The 22807-nt window shown below is 64.2% G+C and carries 19 protein-coding genes; 9 read left to right on the plus strand and 10 right to left on the minus strand.

Features of this window, described 5'->3' with window-relative positions:
- On the plus strand, positions 1-839 hold an 839-nt coding region (locus P8R42_28365), incomplete at its 5' end, for an IS481 family transposase (GenBank protein ID MDG2308512.1).
- A gap of 372 nt (positions 840-1211) precedes the next feature.
- Here the strand turns inward: P8R42_28365 and P8R42_28370 are convergent.
- The gene (locus tag P8R42_28370) at positions 1212-2564 is read right to left on the minus strand and encodes a DUF1552 domain-containing protein (protein ID MDG2308513.1); all 1353 of its coding nucleotides are present in this window, start codon (positions 2562-2564) and stop codon (positions 1212-1214) included.
- Between the two features lie 2 nt (positions 2565-2566).
- Positions 2567-4723 carry a DUF1592 domain-containing protein gene (locus P8R42_28375; protein ID MDG2308514.1) on the minus strand — a complete coding sequence of 719 codons (2157 nt, stop codon included), beginning with the start codon at positions 4721-4723 and terminating at the stop codon, positions 2567-2569.
- Between the two features lie 230 nt (positions 4724-4953).
- On the opposite strand from P8R42_28375, the gene P8R42_28380 reads away from it, so the two are divergent.
- A complete protein-coding gene (locus P8R42_28380; protein MDG2308515.1) occupies positions 4954-5160 on the plus strand; it encodes a type II toxin-antitoxin system HicA family toxin in 207 nt (68 codons plus the stop codon).
- On the plus strand, positions 5081-5566 hold the full coding sequence (locus P8R42_28385; protein ID MDG2308516.1) for a helix-turn-helix transcriptional regulator: 486 nt from the start codon (positions 5081-5083) through the stop codon (positions 5564-5566). The genes P8R42_28380 and P8R42_28385 overlap by 80 nt, the downstream gene beginning before the upstream one ends.
- A 180-nt stretch (positions 5567-5746) precedes the next feature.
- Here P8R42_28385 and P8R42_28390 read toward each other — a convergent pair whose 3' ends face one another.
- Positions 5747-6754: a hypothetical protein gene (locus P8R42_28390; GenBank protein ID MDG2308517.1), complete on the minus strand. Its 1008-nt coding sequence runs from the start codon at positions 6752-6754 to the stop codon at positions 5747-5749.
- 86 nt (positions 6755-6840) lie between these two features.
- Here P8R42_28390 and P8R42_28395 point away from each other — a divergent pair, with 86 nt between their 5' ends.
- The gene (locus P8R42_28395; protein MDG2308518.1) at positions 6841-7347 is read left to right on the plus strand and encodes a DUF1993 domain-containing protein; all 507 of its coding nucleotides are present in this window, start codon (positions 6841-6843) and stop codon (positions 7345-7347) included.
- Between the two features lie 273 nt (positions 7348-7620).
- Here the strand turns inward: P8R42_28395 and P8R42_28400 are convergent, their stop codons facing one another.
- The 6 genes from P8R42_28400 to P8R42_28425 form a co-directional block, all read right to left on the minus strand.
- Entirely contained in the window at positions 7621-7743 is a 123-nt protein-coding gene (locus P8R42_28400; GenBank protein MDG2308519.1) for a hypothetical protein, read from the minus strand.
- A 527-nt stretch (positions 7744-8270) separates the two neighbouring features.
- Complete coding sequence (locus P8R42_28405) at positions 8271-8531, minus strand: hypothetical protein (protein ID MDG2308520.1); 261 nt, start codon at positions 8529-8531, stop codon at positions 8271-8273.
- Between the two features lie 370 nt (positions 8532-8901).
- Positions 8902-10878, minus strand: a complete 1977-nt coding sequence (locus P8R42_28410; protein MDG2308521.1) for a hypothetical protein — start codon at positions 10876-10878, stop codon at positions 8902-8904.
- A 40-nt stretch (positions 10879-10918) separates the two neighbouring features.
- On the minus strand, positions 10919-12397 hold the full coding sequence (locus P8R42_28415) for a sulfatase-like hydrolase/transferase (GenBank protein MDG2308522.1): 1479 nt from the start codon (positions 12395-12397) through the stop codon (positions 10919-10921).
- Positions 12394-13206: a hypothetical protein gene (locus tag P8R42_28420; protein ID MDG2308523.1), complete on the minus strand. Its 813-nt coding sequence runs from the start codon at positions 13204-13206 to the stop codon at positions 12394-12396. The genes P8R42_28415 and P8R42_28420 overlap by 4 nt, the downstream gene beginning before the upstream one ends.
- A 137-nt stretch (positions 13207-13343) precedes the next feature.
- The gene (locus P8R42_28425) at positions 13344-13952 is read right to left on the minus strand and encodes a TetR/AcrR family transcriptional regulator (GenBank protein ID MDG2308524.1); all 609 of its coding nucleotides are present in this window, start codon (positions 13950-13952) and stop codon (positions 13344-13346) included.
- A 92-nt stretch (positions 13953-14044) separates the two neighbouring features.
- Here P8R42_28425 and P8R42_28430 point away from each other — a divergent pair, with 92 nt between their 5' ends.
- The 5 genes from P8R42_28430 (at position 14045) to P8R42_28450 (ending at position 22275) form a co-directional block, all read left to right on the plus strand.
- Entirely contained in the window at positions 14045-16552 is a 2508-nt protein-coding gene (locus P8R42_28430) for a TonB-dependent receptor (GenBank protein ID MDG2308525.1), read from the plus strand.
- 122 nt (positions 16553-16674) lie between these two features.
- Complete coding sequence (locus tag P8R42_28435; GenBank protein MDG2308526.1) at positions 16675-17661, plus strand: MBL fold metallo-hydrolase; 987 nt, start codon at positions 16675-16677, stop codon at positions 17659-17661.
- A gap of 34 nt (positions 17662-17695) precedes the next feature.
- Entirely contained in the window at positions 17696-19735 is a 2040-nt protein-coding gene (locus P8R42_28440) for a DUF3604 domain-containing protein (protein ID MDG2308527.1), read from the plus strand.
- A gap of 33 nt (positions 19736-19768) precedes the next feature.
- Positions 19769-21784, plus strand: a complete 2016-nt coding sequence (locus P8R42_28445) for a DUF3604 domain-containing protein (protein ID MDG2308528.1) — start codon at positions 19769-19771, stop codon at positions 21782-21784.
- Positions 21781-22275 (plus strand): PaaI family thioesterase, encoded by a 495-nt coding sequence (locus P8R42_28450; protein ID MDG2308529.1) that lies wholly within the window; start codon positions 21781-21783, stop codon positions 22273-22275. Before P8R42_28445 ends, P8R42_28450 begins: the two co-directional genes overlap by 4 nt.
- 114 nt (positions 22276-22389) lie before the next feature.
- On the opposite strand, the gene P8R42_28455 is transcribed toward P8R42_28450, so the two are convergent.
- The coding region (locus tag P8R42_28455) for a glutathione S-transferase family protein (protein ID MDG2308530.1) at positions 22390-22807 on the minus strand (418 nt) is incomplete at its 5' end.

The following is a 22807-nucleotide window of genomic DNA, read 5'->3' on the forward strand; positions in this document are numbered from 1 at the left end:
ACTTCGGAATTCCTCGTTCTCTGTTCTACGTCTGGCGCGGGAAGTACCGGGCTCGAGGCCGAGCGGGGCTCACACGACAGAAAGCAGTCGGCGCTGTCTATCCGACAGCGATCGCGCCAGAGGTCGTCGAGAAGGTCCTTCATCTGCGCCGCACATACCACCTCGGGCCCATTCGAATCGTCTGGTACATGGAGCGCTCTCACGGCATTCGGATCTCTGATGCGAGCGTCTACCGCATCTGTCGGCGCCACGGGATGAATCGCCTCCCCGGCCGAGTCGGGCGACGCGCGATTCATACCCATCGCTACGAAAAGCAGGTGCCGGGCCATCATGTGCAGGTGGACGTTACGTTTTTGACCCTGAAGAGAAAGCGGGGGAAGCCTGTCAGGCGCTTCCAATACACCGCGATCGACGACGCGACCCGCATTCGTGGGCTCAAGGTCTACACCCGCCACACCCAGCAGAACGCGATCGACTTCATGGACTACGTCGTCGAGAAGTTTCCGTTTCGCATCAACATGGTGCGCACCGACCGCGGGCATGAATTCCAGGCACTGTTTCACTGGCACCTGGCCGATCGCGGAATTGAGCACGCCTACATCAAGCCACGCACGCCGCAGCTCAACGGCAAGGTCGAGCGCTCACACCGAACCGACAAGCAGGAATTCTATCAGCTGCTCACGTACAAAGACGATGTCGATCTCGAAGCCAAACTCGAGCAGTGGGAGAACTTCTACAACGACCACCGTCCGCACGGCGCGTTTCGCGGCGGAACGCCGTACGAAGCGCTTCGAGAGAAGCTACGCAGCAACAGATCGAAGGTGTCTCACGCTACTTGACACATCACAATCATCGGCTTGGGCGGCGGCGGTCACATCACGCTGGACGCCGCGAGCACGACACAAGGGGGCGCGGTGGAAGGGACGTTCGAGGCCGACTTCCTCCAGATCAGTCCGTTTTCCTGAGAGGACAGGACAGAAGAGACCGGAATGGCGTAAATCGCTGAAATCGGCGAGGATCGTAGACTCTACACAGCCCGCCCTCGATTCGCCGGTTCGTCCCGAGGCAGTCGACCTATCCGCCGGCCAGCGCGAAACAACCGGATCTCTGGCCCGGTGTGGGACGGATGCCCACAGGGTGGTCGACTACGAGGGGTATTCCGAGGGCCGCCCCTTGCGCAATGCACTTCCTTTTCCCGGGGCGCCGCTGTCTCAGCGGCGCCGGAGTTTCGTCTTGGGCGAGGGCCTCGTCGTCGATGAGAATCCTCCGCCCGCTAGCGGGCGGTTCGGACGCGAAGGTCCGGACGCGGCGGCGCCCAGGTCGAGCGCACCCTGGCTCTGCCCGAACGCATCGGTCTCGACGCCCATCCGCCGCAGCAGAGTCACGTAGAGGTCCGACAACGGAGCGTCCTGGTCCTCGGAGCCGTAGGCCTTGTGCTCGCCGTGGTCGAAGCCGCCACCGACAACGAGGATCGGCAGACGCTTCGCCTCGTGCGAACTCGCGTTGCCCAGATTGCTTCCGAACAGCACGGACGTGTCGTCGAGCAGCTTCCGGTCCTGCATCTCGTCCAGGAAGTCTCGGAACGCGAGCACTATCTCCGTTTCGACGAGCCTCAGTTGATCGATCTTGTCGGGCTGCTGGCCGTGGTGGGACAGGCCGTGTTGGTCGCCTCCCACGCCGAGCACGTCGATCGGTACGACACTGTGATCCTGAACCATGAGGCTGACGACACGAGACGAGTCGGTCTCGAGGATCAGCGGAATCATTTTCAACTGGCTGCGGACGCTCCCGATGAGGTAGGCGGGGCCGCCCGCATCGAGAGGCGACTCCTCGGAGACCATCGGCTTCGGCCGTTCTGCCCACGCCTGCACTTCGGCGAGTTGGAATTCGGCGTCGCGAACCGCGTCGAAATAGGCGTCGAGCGTGTGCGTGTCCGAGGCGCTCACGTTGCCGCGAAGGGTCGCTCGCTTTCCCCTGAGGTGGTCCAGGATGCTCGCGCCGTCCCGGAGTCGGGCCTTCTCACGTGCGACTTCCTCGGGCGTGCCTTGCAGGAACATTTGCTGGAAGACGCGGGCCGGGTCCGATTCGGCCGGGACCATGACGCCCGTCGACGTGTACGATTGACTCTGCGCCTGCACGGTTCCCAGGGTTACCGAAGGAAACCGCGTCACGTAGCCGAGGTGGATCGCGACGGCCTGATCGATCGAGATCGTGTTCCGGAATCCGTCCTGGCCGGGATGGCGCTGGCCGGTGAGCCAGGTGATCTCGGAGTTGTGCGGCTGGCGACCGCTCTGATCCTCGTGGGACAGCCCGGACAGCACCGTGTAGCGCGAACGGTGGTCATCGAGGATCGACAGGTACTCGCTCGCCTCGTAGTCGCGGCCGGTGGTCGCTGGCAACCACGAGGGCGTGTAGAGACCCAGTGTGAGTCCGATGTTGACCATCCGTCGGGTTTCGACGGCCGCGGACGCGCGTAGCGGACGCATCACGTCGAGCATGGGTAGCGCGAGCGCGACGCCGCCCGCTTTCAGGACCGTTCGCCGGCTGATTCGTTTGTGCCACATGGCTAACGTCTCCTGAAGATGCTGCTGGCCGCGACAGTGCGCATCGTCGATCGGAATCCGTACCCGGACCCTTTGAGTTCAGCCAAGATCCGGTTCACTTCGGTCCGGTCGTTCGTCTGGATCGCTGCGCCGGTCCCGAAAACGAGAAGCTGTGAGACCAGGTTGCGGCCGACTTGATCGAGCTGCTCGTCTAGAAGGATCTCCTTGTACTCGGCGATGCCGTCGAACGTGCGCCCACTGGTCGTGACGCCGGTTGCATCGACCGGAACCCCGGGGCGGTAGAACTCCCGGAGAGCGCCGACCGGATCGAACTGTTCCAATGCGAATCCCGGCGGATCGATGACGCTGTGGCAGCTGTTGCAAACGGGTTGCGTTCGATGCGCATCGAGCTGCTCCCGAATGGTCGTCGTGCCGCGCGTGTCGGGCTCGAGGCCCGTCACGCCGGGAGGCGGCGGTGGCGTCGGCGTGCCGAGCAACGGTCCCAGCACGAAGTTGCCGCGCGGCACCGGTGAGGTGTTCGTGCCGTTGGACGTGAGCTTGAGGATGCTGCCCTGCGTGAGGAGTCCGCCGCGCGGACTATCCGCGGGGAGGCTCACCCGGCGCATCTCCTGTCCTTCGATGCCCTGCACCTCGTAGAGCGATGCGAGGCGGCGGTTCATGTAGGTGAAGTCGGAGTCGATCAGGTTCGCGACACTGAGGTCCTCCCGGATCAGCTCGGCGAGGAAGAGCTTGGTCTCCATTTCCATCGCCTGGCCCAAGCGCTCCTCGTACGAGAATTGCGGGGAGGGTGTCGTCGCGCGGATCTCGTCGAGGCGGTACGCCTGCGTTGCGAAGTCCTCTACGAATCGCCAGCTCTTTGGGTCGTCCAGCATCCGGTCGACCTGCGCGCGGATGGTAGCGGGGTCCGAAAGGGCGCCCCGCTGCGCGAGCGTCAAGAGCTCGTCGTCGGGGGCGCTTCGCCACACGAAGTACGCGAGTCGCGTCGCGAGCTCATGGTCGGTGAGCTGGCCCGGGGCATAGGCTTGCGGTTGATAGAGGAACTCGGGCGAGCTGAGGACGGCGCTGAGGGGGACCCGGACGGCCTCGAGAAACGGTCGGCCTTCGTCCAGAACCGCCAGGCCCAGCACCACGAGAGCCGCGATTTCGGGCTCTTCGACCGGGCGGCGGAATGCACGCTCGGCGAAGTTCGCAACGATCTCGTCGAGGTGTGCCTCGGGGGACTTCGTCAGCTGGATGTTTCCGCTCTCGCCGAAGTCGACGCCGACCAGCACCGATCGGGTGCTCGGCGGAGGCCACGACTCCTGGAGGGGCCCCTCGAGCGTCATCGACTTGAATACGATGCCTTCGCCCGGGTAGCCGCTGCCTGCGAGGAGCGTGTTCTCTTCGAGGAAGATGAAGGGGTCGCCGCCGTTGGTGTCGAGTTCCGAAACGCACGGTCCGACCAGGTCACCGGGCTGAAGGAACGTGGTGACCTCGATCACCTTCGTCTCGTCGTCCACCAGGTCCCACACGCCGATCAACTCGTCGAGCGACGCGACGACGCCCTGCTTCTTCCCGCGAAACAGCGTGACGACGACAGTGGTATCGGCCTGATAGCGGTAGGCTTCCAGGGTGACGCGATACCGTCCCGATTGGGGGACGTTGAAGAAGTTCAGGCTACTGTCGGTCGTATAGGTGCACGAGTAGTCGGCGATCACGAGCGCGCCGTCGTCCAGGATTTCCACGACGCCGAGACCGAAAGCCTCCCCCGTCGCGATGAAGCCGATGCCGGGTGCGGTCGCGTAGTCGATGACGACGGGTTGGGCGGCAGGCGGGGGGCCGACGAGGATTGCCGCGTCGAGCGCGCGGTCGGCTACCTCGAGGTAGGTCCGAACGTGCAGTCCCGAGATGCCCTGGCTCACGGCGAGCGTGTCGAAGTCGCCCGAGTCGGCCTCCGGCGGCAGCGATTCTCCGAGTGCCAACGCCGCGTCTTCGTCGATCTTCAGGAGATCCCGGAGCGTGTGGCCGTACTCGAGCCGCGTGAGGCGGCGCGGTGAGTCCGGCGGCGCGTCTTGTGCGACCGCGGGCGTGTAGAGGGTGGCAAGCGCGGCCACCACGAGAACGCACGAGGCGAGGCGTTCCTGGCGCAGCCCTGTCCCCGGGCAGCGATCGTTGGTCACGTCTCAGCTCCTTTGTGAGGGTGAGGACCCGGCGATCTCGATCGCCGAGCCGACGGTTTGGAGGGGAGCAGGTGGCACGTCGTCCGGGTCCGCTCGTCGAGGTCTCTTCTTAATCCACGCAATGCCTGTTTTGACCGCGTGCGGTATGGGGTCTCTTATCTAGCCGGGTCGGTTCGGCGTGGTCAACGGTGTTCGCACAAACGGCTCGATCCCAGCCTCGAACGGGTTGACTGGTCATCCGGAAGCTCGAGGCGGCCGGCTGGACAAAGCGCTGCAAGGAAGGCTCCCACCAGATGATGATCCACCCCACCGAAGGCCGGGTAGTGCCCGTTCCGGATCCGAAGAAGGATCTGGGCCGTGGCCTCCTTCGGGCCTGGAGAAGCAGACCGGCGTCAAGCTCATATAGAAACGAGAGAGCCATGCGATACGGAGCGTGATCAAGAGGGATGGACACAGGCCCTCGCGACCTTCCCGCGGTGCGAGGGGCTGGTTACCGGGGGCCGTCTGGAAGAGATCGAGGAGTCCGCCAAGGACGCGCTCGTCGGCTGGCTCAAGGCGCACCTCGAGATGGGCAACGCCCCCCCGCCCAGATCAGTCAGGGGGAAGCGCGTGCTCTGGGTGACGGTGCCGCTGGCGCTGGCGACGAAGATCGCGCTGCGTCGCGCGCGCCTCGCCAAGGGGCTCACGCAGACCGAGCTTGCCGAGCAGACCAGCGTGAAGCAGCCCGTGATCGCACGCCTCGAGAACTCGGATCACGACGTGAAGCTCGCAACCCTGGAGAAGATCGCCGACGTCCTGGGCGTCGGGCTCAAGGTGGGCTCCGCGAAAAGGAAGGCGGCATAGCAACCGGGACCTTGGGGATCTCTGGCCCCCGGGGGCCAGGCTTTGACACACCGGTGACACACCCAGACACACTAGGCCCCGAGAAAACGTAGTCTTTTCAATCCGAGGTGTGGGTTCAAGTCCCACCTTCGGCAGAGCAACGCGCGCTCTAGAGATCTCTGCGAGCGCGGATAGCAGGCATTAGCGGTTGAGGATTCCACCGAGCCGCTCGCGGCGTGAACGATCCTTCCCTGAGCCGCGGCGGCGTCGCCTGCGCCGGCGGGGCACGGCCGCCGGCTGAGCCCGGGGCGCGTTCGGCTGCTCGGGCGTGGGCTGCCGGGCGTCCGATTGCGATCGCTCGAGCGGCGGCAGCCCACGCGCAATTCGACGCCGCTGCTCATCAAGCTCGACCTCGGCGATCTCGCGGAGGATCGCGCTCGTATCGGCGATCGTTTCGGGGGGTTGCCATACCCCGGTGAGCACCGTGTCGGGCTGGAGCTCACTGCGCTCGTAGATGGCCCAGAGCTCTTGCCCATACGGCAGGCCGGTCGCCGTCGGCTCGAAACGGCCGAGAAACCTCGTGAGGTTGTCGACGTCGCGGATCAGCAGCTCGCGCGCATTCTGGTTGCGCGACGCATCCACCCACTGCGGAAAGTCGATCAACACCGGCCCGCGCGCGTCCATGAGCACGTTGAAGTCGGATAGATCCCCGTGCACGACGCCGGCGCAGAGCATTCGCACGACCTCGCCGAGTAGCTGCTCGAACACAGTCCGGGCCTCACCCGCCGTCATCGCGACCTCGCCAAGACTTGGCGCCGGGTGACCGCCAGCATCCGTCACCAATTCCATCACCAGGACACCATCGACGAAGTGGAACGGCTCCGGCACCCGGACGCCGGCATCCCGCAACCGATAGATCGCCTCGACCTCGGCGGAGCGCCACGCATTCTCGTCCTTCGCGCGCCCGTGTTTGGTGTGTTTCCCCATCGCGCGTCGGTCGCGGCTGTTCCGCACCCGCCGCCCTTCCATGTAGCCGCTGCGGTGCTTGAAGCTTCGGTTCTCGGCATCCTTGTAGATCTTGGCGACGCGCTCCTCGCCGGCGGCGAGCACCAGATAGATCTGCGCCTCCTTGCCACTTCGGAGAGGTCGCACGACCTCCGTGATGATCCCCTCGGCCTTCAAGGCCGCGAGGCTGTCCGGTACCCGCATCGCGGCCCTTCTACTGTTGTTCCTCGCACCCAACAAGCCGAGCCACGAGGCTTCTGCGCCCACACGGTTAGGGATAGGGTCGCCGGATGTTCTATGAATTCCACCGTCAGATGACGAAGATGCTCGGCCAACTCGACAAGTGGCTGGACGCAGCCGAGGCGCACGCCAAGGCCAAGGCCTTCGACCCGAACATTCTCGTCACATCGCGTTTGGCCCCGGATCAGTTCTCGTTCGCCCAGCAGGTGCAAAACGCCTGCGATACGGCGAAGCTCTCGACGGGGCGACTGACCACGAAGCCCGCCGCCGAGCAGCCCGATACCGAAACAACCCTGGCCGAGCTGCGGACTCGCATTCGTGCCGTGATCGCGTATCTCGAGAGCATCTCCGAGGCGGACTACGAGGGGGCCGCGACCCGCGTCATCACCACCCCACGCTGGCAAGGCAAGGTGATGAGCGGATCCGATTACTTCATGGAGCACGCCGTCCCAAACTTCTTCTTCCACCTGAACCACGCCTACGCGCTTCTCCGCCACAACGGCGTCGCCATCGGCAAGCGCGACTACCTCGGTGCCCAAACCCGCCGCGACCCCTGACCGCACAGGAGCACATCCCATGCGACATTGGTCACTCACGTTATTGTTGCTGAGGTCGGCCAGAACCGCGGCGACAGTCGTTCGACCGATCTCGTAGCCCAGGCCGCGCATGACGTCGCGAAGGCGGGTGTAGCCCCAACCGGGGTTGTCGCAGGCGAGCTGGACCACCAGTCCGCGGTCTCTGGCGGTTTCGAACGTCGACCCGGCCCACGCCGTGCGCTGCCGTCGGCACCGATTGACATCGAGCCCTCTGAACGGCCGAGCGCCTCTGCGCTAAGGATCCTCCGGCTCCTCAGGAGGGGCTTCCTCCGGCTCCTCGGGACGGTCGTCCGCGAACATCATCTGAACGATCAGAGAGAGGATCATGTCGACGTCGCTGTCGCTTCGGCGTGCCATACGCTGTGGACGATCGTAGTACGCATCGGGTCTTCGACTCGATCTCCCGCTCGTCCCGAGTCCGTTTACAGGTTCGCCTGCGTCTACGCGCCCATGGAAGCATTCCCGCTAGCCGCCAAACCTGCCGCTGGGCTGCAACCCTTATACTATGTGCACGCGCCCACCAGTTTCATGACCGCGGCGGTCCCGGCCAGCACCTCGAAGATCGATCTCTGGCCCCCGGGGGCCAGACGGGAACACACCCAGACACACTCGTCCCCGAGAAAACGTCGTCGTTTCAGCCCGAGGTGTGGGTGCAAGTCCCACCTCCGGCGGTCGGAAAGCCGCGTCCCGCGCGGGTTTTCGGCCCCAATAATCCGCTGGGGGCCAGCGGGGGGGCATGATGTCTCGGTACCCGAGTGAAGGGCGGAAACCCACAGCAAGGCTCACATTCCCAAAGGTGTGGTGTCCGGAATGACCGCGCGACAACCTCGAGCCGACCGGGGAGCTTCTATCGCCATCACCGACCCAGCCCAGCCCTCCTCTCATCACCCCGCATCCCGCAGTACATCCATCTGGCGCCTCGAGGCGAATCCGGCGAACGGGATCTCCCTCGCCATCTGACGCGATGGGCCGAGGAATCGCTCGTCCTTAGCGCCCACCAAGACGAGTGTCCGACAGCGGATCTCACCGAGCCGATCAGTCACGGGCGTCTGGTACATGACCTCGCGCATGAGGTCAGAGCACACGGTCGGATCCAACGCTTCGAGCTTGGCGAGCAGCCGATTCCAATAGACATCGGGGGCCATGTCCTGCTCGGTCCGCGGTATCCATCAATACCAAGGAAGCCAGTCGCTCGGGATGGGCCAGTGCGAAGCGGAGAGGCGGGAGGTCGTTCACTAGAGGGAGATACTTCCTTTGCCTTTCGTTGATCTCGAGGGTCCGGTGGCTACTACCCCAGCGACCCAGTTCTCAGAGGCCAACGGAGATACGAGGGAAGACCCGAAGAACATCTGCGCGGACATGATCGAGGCCGTTGCTCTCCGCTGACGAGGTACTGCCAAGTCCACCGGGGCCGCCGAACGCTCCTCATCATTCCCAGATGACCGGTCGGGAACACCACTGAAGGTCGACCCCAAGTCCCCGTACGACGAGGGGCTCCGGGAAAGCCGGGGCGATTCACATCTCCCCTACCGCCAACATCGCACAGGCCGCAGCCATTTCCGTTACCGCGCCGTCCAGGTCGGCCGGTGTCAGTTTCAGCGTGCTTTGCTCCAGTAGATTACCCAGCGTGCCTGCATCATCTGCGGTCATGTCGCCATCGCTAACCGCCTTGGTGATGGCATTGCCGGCCTGTTCAATCAAAACTTTTATCTGCCGTATGTCCATGTTGATGGCTGCCACTTCCGTTGTCTTGTTCAGGGTGCTGGCATTGGCACCGCGCGCCTCGGCGGCGCAGATCGCATCGCGTGCCAGCAGGTCCAGGCGAATGGGCCTGTAACGCGCAATACCACCGGTGAGATCGGGTGTTAAATCCGGATACATGGCCTTGCCCACGGCCCGCCGTATGGGTGAGTGGGCGACATAAATACTGCCATCGCTAGCCACGGTGCTCATGGCCAGCGAGTCTTCCCGGCCTTCCGCAAAGTAGCGCAGCTCTCCGGTTTCACGGTCCAGCAGGCCCATACCCATATGCAACATGAGATTGGCCCCGAGTAATGTCTTGCCACCGCCAATGCCGATCACCACACCATTGGCGGTAATGGTCGCCGTCAGAGAGTTGGATTGTTTGTCGACGTTGGCGTAGCCATCGAATCCTGTCAGCTTCGCCGTCCACTCCATGGCGCCACTGTCACCGTTGTCGACTAGCTTGAGCACGTCGCTGCGGGTGACGGCATACAGCTCATTGTTATCGGGTGACACCGAGATGGAACCAACCAGCGGCTCTCCCACATCCACGCGCCACACTTCGTTCAACTCACTATCCAGCGCGATTACGTTGCCGAGGTTGTCGGACTCATACACGCGGCTGCCGTCTGCACTGAGCGCCGGAGTCGATCCGGTGCCCCCCTGAAACGTCGCGCGGTTCAATATCTGAAATTCCAGGCCACCGTTGCCGTCATCAACTAGATCGAGGGCGTAAATCGCACCGATTTCAGACTTTCCGTCCTCCGTGCCATCCTCTGCATCTTCCGCGGTGGCGGCGATATAGATGCGGCAACTGTCAGGAGCGATGCTGAAATAGTTGGTCACCACACCGCCACCGCCATAGAGGTAATTTATCGCGGATGAAAAAAGACTCAGGCCACCCTGGGTCTTGCCGAACGCGGCATCCATCAGCGGGTCGACTTTGTTGGTGACGAACCAGGGAACCTTCACCCCCGTGCCGCTAATGGCAGGTGCGCCGGGTAGTTGTCCGATGGGAGCGATCAGCTCGCCGCTTTTACGGCTGAAGGCAAATAGTTCTCCGGCCTTGGATACCGTTACCAGTGAATCTGTCGCCGGGTGATAGTTAAAACTATGAAGCTTAGAGCTCGGATTCTTGCCGGGCTCCAAGGGAGGAAGGCTTAGACCGGTGGCAGTACTCCATACCACCGAACCGTCCGGCCGCAGGGCCATCGCGCGGGTATAGCTGACGATGTAGATGATCTGGTCTCCCGGGTTTTCCGGGTCGTTCAATACGAAAGCTGGGCTGCTTGATTCTCTATCGCTGTCGGCGGGCATCGCCCAACGTCGTTCGCCGGTTTGAGCATCGAGAGAAACCAGCACTACGCGTTCACCGTGGTAGAACTGCGGGCTAAAGTAGAGATTGCCTTCGTTATCAAAGGTCGGTCCATTACCAACGAAGTAAGACGGCTCCGCAACCCAGTCGAGTTCAAACATGGGGGCGGCGGCGACCCAGACATTATCTGAATTCACCACGCCAACATGTATGGCACTAAAGGTATCCGGCTCGGGGATGACATCGTAGCTATGCTGCCCCGCGGCGCGCGCGCCTACCGGCTTCCATTGGGTTTTCTCAGGTGGGCCAAAAACTCTGGGATTATGGGGCCGACTATCGTCAATAAAGATTTTGAATACCACGAAGCCAACGGTTGCGATCAAGAACAAAGTGACCACTTTCCAGGTATTCGTTTTCAAGGCGCGAAATTTCATGTTCACCACTTTGCTAAAATCGATGCTGACGGCTGGCTAGTCAGAACAGAACGTTCGCGCTGAACCCATCGCAGGTGGAGACAGTGGACTCGCGCGGCCCCCAGGCCGGCGTGCTCATGCCGCGCTCCCAGTTCTCGATTCCGGCACGCAGGGAATCGAGTTCGTCGATCCGCTCACGCGACAGGTCGTTCTCTTCGCCGAGGTCCGTGGCCAGGTCGAACAGGAACGTGAAGTCGCCATCGCGCGACTCCCACAGCTTCCAGTCTCCTTCGCGTGCCCCGACGGCCGTCCCGGCGCGCCAGAACAGCTTGTCGTGTGGCTCGCCCGGGGTCTCGCCCGATAGGTACGGAACCAGATCCACTCCATCGTAGTCGCGATCGTCGGGCAGCAGGACGCCCACCGCCGAAGCGATCGTCGGTAGCAAATCGAGCGACGACACGATCCGGTCGTCGACCTGTCCGTCGGCGATACCTCGCGGCCACTGCATGAGATATGGAACCCGCACACCGCCTTCGAAGACCGTCACCTTGCCACCGCGCAGCAGCTCGCAGCTGCAGGCACCCGAAACGAAGGCGCAGCCGTTGTCCGAGAGATAGACGACCAGCGTATCCTCGGTCAGGCCATGGCGCTCGAGGCGTTTTAGGATGGCACCCACGCCGTCGTCCATCGCACTGACCATCCCGGCGAGAACACGTCGCGCCTCGTTCTCGATGTCCGGGAAGCGGTCGTAGTACTTCTGCGTCGTCTGGAGCGGCACGTGCGGCGCGTGATAGGCGACGTGCAGGTAGAAGGGGCGGTCTCGGTTGCGGTCGATGAATTCGACCGCCTCGCGTGTGAATTCCTCGGTCAGATAGAGGCCCGAATTCTCGACCACCTCCCGATCCGTGCCGCGCAGCACCTGGCCGAGCGAATAAACGCTACGCGGAATGAGCGGCGCGTTGGGTGTGTCGACTCCGATGGCGCCGGGAACATCCGGGTCGATGTACGCGGTCTGGCCGGTCAGGAAACCGAAGAACTCGTCGTAGCCGCGGTCCGTCGGGTAGAATTGGTCCTGGCTTCCCTGGTGCCACTTGCCGACGAAGGCCGTGCGCATTCCCGTCGAGCGCAGCACATCGCCGATCGTGCGTTCGCCGGGGTCGAGTCCGAGACCCTCGCGATCGGCCCGCGCCGCGTTCCCGGCATTGTACTCGAAGCCGAAGCGATGCTGATAGCGCCCGGTCAACATGGCGGCCCGTGACGGGCTGCACACCGCGCCGGTGACGTAACCGTCGGTGAAGCGGACGCCCGTGGCACCGATTCGATCGATGTTGGGGGTACGCACCTGCCCACCGGGGTTGTACGCCGAGACGTCGACATACCCGAGGTCGTCGGCGACGATGACGACCACGTTGCGCGCAAGCGGAGTCGATTCGTCTTGAAGATCGGAATCGCTGCACCCGCAGATGGAGGCGAAGCTCAGGCTAACGAGAACAAGCAGCCACCAACGATGCATTCCCGGCTTTGTCTCCTCGAAGTTCATCTCTGTCTCCTCGATCCGGAGCCGCCGGGACCGCGGTTGATGCCGATGCGCGTGTCAGGGTTCAGGTCCTGATTGGGGTCGACCAGGTGCCCGGCGGGGAAGGCAACCGAGATCGCCGGGTCCACGGTGTCCAGGCAAAGGTGGTGGTTGTTGTCACGGTCGCCGACTTCCGCGAGTGCCACCGGGGCGATCTCGTCGCGTGTGCCGTCTGCACGTTCCACCGTCACGCGATACAATGCGCGCTCGGTGTCGCCGGCAGCGTCACCACCCGGCTGGCGCACACCGCCGGCCCAGGTTGCCCGAATCACCTGGCGGGTGCCTGCCGGGCAGGCGGAACCCCGTCTCGAGACGGACCATTCGTCCGGGGGCACCACCTCTGCCAGCACGAGGCTCGGCCCGGCGTCCAGCGGTGTCACCTGGACCGTCGTGGCGCGAAAACTCACCGGGCCGCCCGTCGCGCCGTCCGACAGAAGGTTACCCACAACCACCACCTTCGCCGGCGGGTCGTCGTCGGCATCGCCGAACTCACCGATGAGGAGCACGGTCCTGCGCTCACCTTCATCGACAGACGGCGCGAGAGTCACGCAGAACGGCGTGCTCTCGGCTCCGGACCGAGTGAAGACCCGAAAGTCTTCGGCCTGGACGGTTTCCTCGTCAACCGTATGAGACAGGACGACCGGCATGCCGTCTCGCCCGGCCGCGCCGAGACAGAGGCGATGCGCCCCAAATCCCAGGCCGTTGTCCAGTCCATAAAAGGCGGACAGCAGGCGCGCCGGTTGGCCGCTCGCATCCAGCGCGACAGGCGTCACGCTTGGCCGTGGCTCCGGTGAACTGCACGAAGTCGGCGCCAGGCTCACGGCGGCCAGAACGACGGCGGAGCACCGGCAAGCGCGATGGAGCTTTGGGATCGCCGACGAGCAATACGCGAGTGCAGACGAAACGGACATCACTGCGGACCACCCGGAGTCGACGCCGGCGGCTCTGCCATCGCCTCGAGCCAGGTGCGTATGATGGCGGCAACGCGCTCGTCGAGGTCGGCCACACCGGTATCGATGCGCTTCGCGTAAGGTTCGCGGAAGATGCGGTAGCCACGGAGCAGCGCCGAGAGCGCTACCTGCAGCGCCTCGAGATCGTGGGCACGATCGATGTCCCCGTCGATGACGTCCTGGCGCAGGCTACTGAGCGCCGCCTCGTATTGAGGCATCGGGTCGACGCTTTCGTCCCCGTCGATGACGAGCAGGGCGCGCAGTCGGCTGTCCTGAATCTTACTGGGCAACCGGAAGGCCCTAAGCCTCCGCTCGACGAAGGAGACGCCCCGCCTGTCGGCCAACAGAGTTTGGACCACCCCTTCGAAACGACGGGCAATCGCCGCCCGCAGCAACTCCCGTCTCGAGCCGAAGTAGTGATAGATGTTGCCACGATTGACCCCCGCACCGTCGGCGACCTCGCGGAGATTGAGACCCGACAGCACGCCGTTGCGCCGGATCAGGCCTAGGGCCGCATCGATGAGTCGACGCTCGGTTTCGGCGCGATTTTGCTTTGCCTTCGTCGCCATCAATCTCCTCTACTTCTCAAGCCTTCTTGCGAGATGACCGGCTATCGGTCATGGCTTGTGCGCAATTTAGCAAAATGATAATTCTTATCCAAATGCTAACTGCGTTCATCGAAGTGATCGAGAGACACGGGGCAAGGAACATGGTCGCGCGTTTGGGTTCACACGGAAGGATCCCGCCACTCACGCTGGCCGCCTGCGTCCTCGTCCTCGGCGGGGCTAGCCTGGCTCGGGGCCAGATCGAGGCTCCTTCGGGGTACCTGGAGACCATCGAGACTCCGACCGACGTCGGCGGCATGGCGGACGAGGCCGACGCCGGAGCGGCAGAGGTCGAGGCGGGAGATCGCTCGGGACTCTCGGGCCGGGCCCGAGGCCAGATCGAGGAGATCGTCGTTTCGGCGAGAAAGCGTGAGGAGCTCCTGGAGGAGACTCCTCTATCCGTGACCGCGCTCGACGAGTCCCTCCTGCGCGACGCGAACGTGACCCGAACCGACGAGATCCAGAACCTCGTCCCCAACATGACGATCACCGGCGGCCAGAACACGCTGCAGATCCGGATCCGCGGCGTCGGAACCGCGGCGGGAGGCCCGGCCTTCGAGCCCGGCGTCGGCATGTACGTCGACGGTGTCTTCCTTCCACGCGCTCAGGCCGCGATCTTCGACACGCTCGACGTCGCCAGCATCGAGGTACTGCGCGGACCGCAGGGCACGCTGTTTGGCAAGAACTCGGTCGGCGGTGCCGTGAACATCACCTCGCGCAAGCCGCACGAGGACCTGGAAGCCTTCCAACTCGTTCGCGTCGGCAACCAGGGCATCGTCAACACGCGCAGTATGATCAACATCCCGGTGCGCATCGGCTGGTTCGAAGACAAGCTCTTCACTCGTCTCGCCTTCTCGTCGCAGAACCGTGGCGGCTACGCCGAGAACCCGTACCTTGGCCGCGACGATCTCGGCTCGCAGAACGGCCTCACATTTCTCGGCTCGATGAGGTTCCTGCCGACCGACCGTCTCACGATCGACGTGACCGGCACCTGGTGGCAGTCCCACACCCAGGGCGCCACGGGCGAATGCGTCATCACGCAGGAGACGAACGTGGGGAACTTCCAGCCGGGATTCTACGACGCCTGCCGTCGGTCACGGCCCTACTCCTATCCGCTGAACATCAACCAGATCGGGTTCGCAGAGAACTACGGGACGTGGGGGACGATCGAGTACGACGTCGGTAAAGTCGGGTGGCTCGAGGACATCGTCCTCAAGTCCATTACCTCGTGGCGCCAACAAGAGAACGCGGGCGTGCTCGATGTCGACGCGACGCCCTTCCAGATGGTCTCGCTCACGAGTTCCGGAGGTCCCGACCCGCGCGACGGCGACCCCGGCACCTCCGAGCAAATCCAACAGGAGGCCCAGATCAACGGTACCGCCTGGGACGGTCGCGTCGACTTCGTCGCGGGCTTCTTCTCCTTCTGGGAGAACGCCCAGCGGCCGGGCGTCACGAACGTCGGCATCCCGAACGTCGCGTCCATCACCCGCAACGCGCTCACGACCGACAACTTCACCTGGGCCTTCTTCGGCCAGGCGACCGTGGACGTGACGGATTGGGCCAGCCTGACCGCAGGCCTGCGGTACTCCTCGGACCGCAAGGAGGCCTCCCAGACGAACACGCGCCTCCTCGACGACCCGCCCACTGTCGCCCTCCAAGCGTCCGGAGACGAGACGTTCACCGCATGGACCCCGATGGCGAGCCTCGCGCTCCTCACCCCCGAAGAGTGGCTCGACGCAGCCCACCTCGACCACCTGATGAGCTACTTCACGTACTCCAGGGGCTTCAAGGGCGGCGGCTTCAATGCCACGATCAATCCAACCGCAGAGGGAGGGGGAGACCAACTCGCGCCCTTCCAGCCCGAGACGCTCGACAACTTCGAGCTCGGCTTCAAGTCGATTGCCTTCGACCGCCGCGTCACCCTGAACATCGCCCTCTTCTACGCCAAGTACGACGACATCCAGAGTCGGGTCACGGAGACGATCTTCGACGACGAAGGGGGGATCGAGGCCGTCCTGACCCTGACCCAGAACGCCGCCAAGGCGACGACCAAAGGTCTGGAGATCGAGCTTCTCACCATGCCCATCCAAGGCCTGCAGATCTCCGGCAACGTCGGCCTTCTCGACGCCCGTTACGACAGCTTCCCGGACGCCGTGAGCAACCTCGACGGCACGCAGATCGACAAATCGGGGCAGAAGATCGAGGGCATCCCGAGCTACCAGACCTTCCTCTCGGCCCAATACTCCTTCCCGCTCGCGATGGGCCAGAGCGATTGGATGCAGGGCTGGCTCACGCCGCGCGTGCAATGGAGCTACCGTGGCTACACGGACACGCTGGGCCCCGAGGTCCCACAAGCCGCGCAGCCGGGCCGCAACAACCTCGGCGCCCGCCTGTCCTACGACTTCATGGACGACCGAGCGCAGGTCGCCCTGTGGGGCGAAAACCTGACCGACACGCGCCTCCCGAGCGGCGGCGTCTTCTCGCTCTCGAACTCGGTTGGCGTCATCACCCGCTCGTACACCATTCCGCGCACGTTTGGGGCCGAGCTGTCCTACCGGTTCTAACGCGTGCCTGACCTACTGAGCCTGGGAGAGAACTCATCAAGAAACTTCTACTCGGCCTCGTCGCCCTGCTCCTCCTGGTCGGAGGCCTGGCGTACCTGTTTCGGCGACCGCTCACGATGGCGATGATCCCGCGGGTCGCCGCGCGAAACATGCAGTCGAGCTTCCTCGACGATCTGCCGGACGGACTGCACGTGGGGCTCTGCGGTGCGGGCTCTCCCCTTACCGATCCGGAGCGATCGGGACCCTGTGTTGCGGTCGTGGCTGGTGAGCGCCTCTATGTCGTCGACGCGGGATCGGGAAGCAGCCAGAACCTGGGGCGGATGCGTATGTCGCAGGGCGAGATCGATGGCATCCTGCTCACGCATTTCCACTCCGATCACATCGACGGTCTCGGCCAGATGCTGATGCAGCGATGGGTCAACGGTGCCCACACGCTTCCCGCCCCCATTCACGGCCCGGAGGGTGTCGAGCAGGTCGTGGCGGGCTTCAATCAGGCGTACGCGCAGGACGCGATCTACCGGGCGGCGCACCACGGCGAGGACATCGTGCCGCCCTCCGGTACGGGCGCGCGGGCGCGACCGTTTCCGCTGCCCGCACCCGGAGAAGGCGTGAAGATCGTCGACGACCGCGGCCTGACGATCACCACGTTCTCGGTCGATCACGAGCCGGTTCGGCCCGCCGTCGGCTATCGGTTCGATTACAAGGGACGCTCGGTGTTGGTGAGCGGCGACACGAGCAAGTCGGCAAACCTCCAGCAATTTGCGGACGGTGTCGATCTGCTCGTCCACGAAGCCCTGGACCCCAAGCTGGTCGGGGGGCTCACTGAGGGAGCACGAAACGCGGAGCGACCACGCACCGTGAAGATCACGACCGACATTCTCAACTATCACGCGAGCCCGGTCGAGGTCGGGGAGATCGCGCGGGACGCCGGGGCACACGAGATTCTCTTCTATCACATCGTGCCGCCTCTCCTGTTCTCGACGATGGAGGAGATCTTCGTCGAAGGTGTCGCCGACGTCTTCTCGGGGCCCGTCACGGTCGGTAGGGACGGGACCTTCGTGAGCTTGCCGGCCGGGTCCGACGAGATCACGAAGCGGGACCTGTTCTAGGCTGATGCGTCGGCTCCCGGGAGAAGGATGAGATATGCTGAAGAAGGTACTGCTTGGGATCACCGGGCTGCTCGTGCTCGGCGTCGTCGTCGGTTGGTTCACGGTCGGCAAGGGCTTGTACGAAAGAATGCAACGCGTCGGCCGCGACACCCTGCCAGCGGACTACGCACTCCAGGACGACTCCAAGGTCCGCGCGCCGCAGCCCGAGCCGCACGTCGTGCAGCCGAAGAACGCCAAAGGCAACGTGTACTGGGGAGACACGCACGTCCACACCCACGAGAGCTTCGATGCGAAGATCTTTGGCACGACGGTGACGGTCGAGGACGCCTACCGCTTCGCACGGGGCGAAGCGCTGCGCAGTGAAGGCGGGGAGAAGATGCAGCTCTCGCGCCCACTCGACTTCGTCGCGATCACGGACCACGCCGAGGGCTTCGGATTGAGAACACGCTGCAACGAGCCGGATCTCACCTGGTTCGAGTCTCTCAACTGCTACCTCCTGGAGACGGCCAACCCGATGGCCTTCGTGCTCCTGCGGGCCGTAGCGAGCCGGAACCAGCCCACCGCCGAGCCAGACCGCGAGGCACCCGCCGGCGTGTATCAGCAAGAGGTGCGCCCACCGCGGGACCGCAGCTTCTGGCCGATCTGCGGAAAGGGCGAGGGAGGTGTCGAGCGATGCGAGCGTGATGCCCGCACCGACTGGGCCCGATACATCGCGCTCGCCGACGCCCACAACGAGCCGGGCGTACTCACGACATTCGCCGCCTACGAGTACTCGCCCACACTGCCGGAGGCCGGCAAGCACCACCGGAACATCCTCTTCAACGGCTCCGACCTTCCGGAGCACGCGATCTCGTCACTGGATGTCAACAATGCGATCGACCTCTGGCGTGGGCTGGAGGCGACCTGCACGGGAGATTGCGACTTCCTCACGATCCCCCACAACATGAACAAGTCCTGGGGACTCGTTTACAGCCGCTATACGTATGATGGCGGCGAGTACGACGAGGAGAAATGGCGGCTCCGCAAGCGCCGCGAACCTCTGGCGGAAATCTACCAGGTCAAGGGTGCTTCCGAGTGCGCGCTCGGGGTCGGTGCCACCGACGAGGAGTGTGCGTTCAGCCAGGTTCTGGCACCGTGCGAGCCCGGTGAGGAAACCGGATGCGCCTTCGAGACGGGCTTTGCGCGGCAGGGCCTCAAGATCGGCCTCCAGCTCGAGCGGGAGCTCGGCACGAACCCTCTCGCCTTCGGCATGATCGGCTCGACGGACACCCATAATGGAAATCCCGGCGACGTCGAGGAGTGGGATTTCGTCGGCGCCGTTGGCCAAGTGACTTCTCCGGCAATCCGCCGGCTGGAGTCCGTAAAGCCCCCGGGCGCCAGCGCGAAGCCCTACCAATCGAATCTGCAGTTCAATACGTCGGGAGGGCTCGCCGCGGTCTGGGCCGAGGAGAATACACGCGACGCGATCTTTGCGGCGATGAAACGTCGCGAGGTGTACGCTTCCTCGGGGCCGCGCATCACACTCCGCTTCTTCGCGGGCTCAGGCTTCGACGAGAGCATCGAGGGCGAGCACGACCCGGTTGCCATCGCGGCCGCGGGCGGCGTTCCGATGGGTGGTGTTCTGCATCCAACCGGGGACGACACCACCAGCCCGACGTTCTACGTGTCGGCACTCGCCGACTGGATGAGCGCGCCTCTCCAGCGCATCCAGATGGTCAAGGGTTGGATCGACGCGGACGGCGAGACCCACGAGAAGGTCCAGGACATCGCCTGCGCAGATGGGCTCAAGGTCGATCCTACTACGCTGCGCTGTCCCGACAACGGCGCATCGGTCGACCTCGCGACCTGCGAGCCCACGGGAGACACCGGGGCCATGGAACTTGCGACGACCTGGCAGGACCCCGAGTTCGATCCCACGCAGGGTGCCTTCTACTACGTTCGCGTTCTGCAGAACCCGACGTGTCGCTGGTCCACGTACGATGCCCTACGCCTCGGCCGTGAGCCCGATCCGCGCGTTCCCGCGACACTGCGCGAGCGCGTCTGGTCCTCACCGATCTGGATCGACGCCTCGTAAGAGGTGTCCAGAAGCAAAGCCAAAAGGAAACGAATGAAATTCCGAGGATGGAGACCAATCTGCGTCGCGTTGCTGGCGCTCGGCGCCGCATGCTCCGAGCCGGATCCGTCGCCCTCGACGGACGCGACGACCCCCGCGCGGAGAGGGTTCCCTGACCGAAACTTCGAGATCGGCGACGAGCTGATCTGGGTCCGCTCCGACCCCAACCCGGAGCGCAATGCCTACTTTGGCGACCTGCACGTTCACACGAAGTACTCCTTCGACGCGTTCGCGTTCGGGACCACGGCGACTCCGTACGATGCCTACCGCTACGCGAAGGGCGAGCCGCTCGAGCACCCGGCCGGCTTCACCATGCAACTGCGCGAACCGCTCGACTTCTACGCGGTCACGGACCACGCGATGTTCCTCGGAGTCGCCCAGGAGGGCGCGGACACCTCGACTCATTTCTCGAAAGAACCGATCGTCGAGCCCCTTCATGACCTGAACGCCCCGGACAACCGCGGGCTGCTTTCGGTCCCCGGACGCATCCGCGCCTTCTCCACCCTGATTCCGAAGCTCCTCGGGGGAATCTCCGGCGGCGAGATCGACATCGAGGACACCACCCAGATCACCCGCTCGGCCTGGCGCGACACCATCGACGCCGCCGAAGAGTTCAACGACCCGGGGCAGTTCACGACGTTCGTCGCGTACGAGTACACGTCGTCGGCGGACGATCGAGGCAATCTCCACCGCAACGTGATCTTCCGGGGTGGCGATCAACTCCCGGCCATCCCCTTTTCGCGTTTCCACTCACAGAATCCCGAGGGGTTGTGGGACTGGATGGACGGCCTGCGCGAGAAGGGCATCGAGAGCCTCGCCATTCCGCACAACTCCAACGGATCCAACGGTCAGATGTTCAAGCTCGTGGACTGGGCGGGTAACCCGATGGACGACGAGTATACGGCCCGACGCCTGCGCAACGAGCCGCTCGTGGAGATCACGCAGGTAAAGGGAACCTCGGAGACGAACCCGGCTCTCTCCGACACCGACGAATGGGCCGACTTCGAGATCATGCCCTACGTGGTCTCCACCATGAAGCCCAGCAAGCCCGAGGGCAGCTACGTGCGTGATGCCTTGCGGCGCGGCCTCTCCCTCGCAGAGGCCGGCGCCGGAAACCCCTACCGGTTCGGATTCATCGGCTCGAGCGACACCCACACCGGAGCCACCTCCGATGATGAAACCCAATTCCATTCCAAGCTCGGTGTCCTCGACAGTACCCCGGAGCTGCGAGGCTCGGTTCCCCTCGGCTTCTTCCAGGGAACCGCCCAGAAATGGATGGCGCCCGACACCGTGGCCGAAATCGACGGCGAGAACTACACCTCGGCCGCCACGATCACCTACGGAGCATCCGGGCTCGCCGCCGTGTGGGCGGAGGAGAACACTCGCGAAGCGATCTTCGACGCCTTCCGGCGCAAGGAAACCTTCGCGACTTCCGGCCCACGGATCCGCGTGCGATTCTTCGCCGGCTTCGGGTTCGACGAGGCCCTCCTCGAGGAACACGACGTCGTCACCCGGGCGTACGAAGAGGGAGTGTCGATGGGCGGCGGGCTCGAAGCACAGAGTGGAGATCGGCCCCGCTTCCTCGCCTGGGCCTCCCGGGATCCGCGCGGTGCTCCCCTGCAGCGCCTCCAGGTCATCAAGGGCTGGATCGACGACGACGGAACCCACGAAGAAGTGTTCGACGTCGCGTGCTCCGATGGCGCGGCCCCCGACCCCGCCACCCACCGTTGCCCCGACAACGGAGCGAAGGTGAACACGCGCAGCTGCTCCCATTCCACCGACGTCGGCGACGACGAGCTCAAGGCGTGGTGGACCGACCCGAACTTCGATCCCGACCGTCAGGCCTTCTACTACGTCCGCGTGCTCGAGAACCCGACCTGCCGCTGGTCGACGTGGGACGCCATCCGGGCCGGGGTCGAACCGCGCCCGGACATCGCAAAGACCCTTCAGGAGCGCGCATGGTCTTCGCCGATCTGGATCGTGCCCGCCGAGAAAGGCGCACCGTCATGACCGATGGCCCATCCGACTCCGACAAGACAGCCGAGCCGCCCCCCTCGAGCGAGTTAAAGCCTAAACTCCTCGCGTTCGCGCGAGACTTCCCCTTCTTTCGACACATGGGCTTCGAAGTCGAGGACATGGAACCGGGATACGCGCGCGTCGCTGTCGAGCTCACGGACCACCTGCGCAATCCGAACGGTCAAATGCATGGCGGGGTCATCGCGACACTCGTGGACATGAGCATCACCCAGGCGATGCTCATGACCGATACGTACGAACGTGTTCGCGAGACTCGAGGCATCATGACCAACATCGACTTACGTATGAAGTACCTGCGCGCCGTCGGCGCAGGCCGCGCCACCGTCGAGTCGCGCATCGTCCACGAAGGGCGGCGGGTCGTGCACGCGGCGAGCACCGTCACCGACGACCGCGGCAAGACCGTCGCCCTGGGCGATGCAACGCTGATGATCGTCCAGGGCGAAGGCACGAAGAAGAAAACCTGAGGACGAGGATCATGAACGACATCTGGACCTGGCTCTAGGCTTCGCGGTGGCGGCTACCCGTCGACCTGGGCAAATGGGCCGTTCATCTTGCCTACTGCCAGGCCTTGTGCCGACTCAGGCCGCGAACGCCTCCGCGCAAGCCGGACGCTCCAGGAGTCGCTTTGCGTACGCTTTCAGGTTCGGCATCTCGTCGGTCACTAGGCCCAGGCGATTCGCCATGATGCAGGAGTGGCCGAGCATGACGTCCGCGGCCGAGAACTCACCGATCAGGTAGTCCCTTCCTTCCAGTGTCTGCTCGACGGGCGCGAGCGCCTTCGCAAGCAGGCGCTGCGCCTGTCCAAGAGCCTTCTCGTCGCGCCGGTCTGGCGGCAGCAGAATCGTGTGCACGACAATCGTGTTCATCGGCGGCATCACCATCCCCTCGCAGTAGTGGAACCACTGCAGGTAGTGCGGGAACTCGGGCTGATCCACGGCGGGCTTGAGCTTCCCGGGCGCGTGGCGGGCCAGGATGTACTCGACGATGGCGCCGGAC

This window comes from Candidatus Binatia bacterium, from assembly GCA_029243485.1.
In the GTDB taxonomy this organism is placed as follows: Bacteria; Desulfobacterota; Binatia; order UBA12015; family UBA12015; genus VGTG01.

What these genes read in the sequence shown, in the direction of transcription:
- P8R42_28405 (MDG2308520.1), bottom strand. Translation starts at nt 8,531, where the DNA reads ATGGCCCCCGATGTCTATTGGAATCGGCTGCTCGCCAAGCTCGAAGCG.
- P8R42_28390 (MDG2308517.1), bottom strand. Translation starts at nt 6,754, where the DNA reads ATGCGGGTACCGGACAGCCTCGCGGCCTTGAAGGCCGAGGGGATCATC.
- P8R42_28430 (MDG2308525.1), top strand. Translation starts at nt 14,045, where the DNA reads ATGCTAACTGCGTTCATCGAAGTGATCGAGAGACACGGGGCAAGGAAC.
- P8R42_28435 (MDG2308526.1), top strand. Translation starts at nt 16,675, where the DNA reads ATGATCCCGCGGGTCGCCGCGCGAAACATGCAGTCGAGCTTCCTCGAC.
- P8R42_28425 (MDG2308524.1), bottom strand. Translation starts at nt 13,952, where the DNA reads ATGGCGACGAAGGCAAAGCAAAATCGCGCCGAAACCGAGCGTCGACTC.
- P8R42_28450 (MDG2308529.1), top strand. Translation starts at nt 21,781, where the DNA reads ATGACCGATGGCCCATCCGACTCCGACAAGACAGCCGAGCCGCCCCCC.
- P8R42_28440 (MDG2308527.1), top strand. Translation starts at nt 17,696, where the DNA reads ATGCTGAAGAAGGTACTGCTTGGGATCACCGGGCTGCTCGTGCTCGGC.
- P8R42_28445 (MDG2308528.1), top strand. Translation starts at nt 19,769, where the DNA reads ATGAAATTCCGAGGATGGAGACCAATCTGCGTCGCGTTGCTGGCGCTC.
- P8R42_28370 (MDG2308513.1), bottom strand. Translation starts at nt 2,564, where the DNA reads ATGTGGCACAAACGAATCAGCCGGCGAACGGTCCTGAAAGCGGGCGGC.
- P8R42_28400 (MDG2308519.1), bottom strand. Translation starts at nt 7,743, where the DNA reads ATGGCACGCCGAAGCGACAGCGACGTCGACATGATCCTCTCTCTGATC.
- P8R42_28410 (MDG2308521.1), bottom strand. Translation starts at nt 10,878, where the DNA reads ATGAAATTTCGCGCCTTGAAAACGAATACCTGGAAAGTGGTCACTTTG.
- P8R42_28415 (MDG2308522.1), bottom strand. Translation starts at nt 12,397, where the DNA reads ATGAACTTCGAGGAGACAAAGCCGGGAATGCATCGTTGGTGGCTGCTT.
- P8R42_28395 (MDG2308518.1), top strand. Translation starts at nt 6,841, where the DNA reads ATGTTCTATGAATTCCACCGTCAGATGACGAAGATGCTCGGCCAACTC.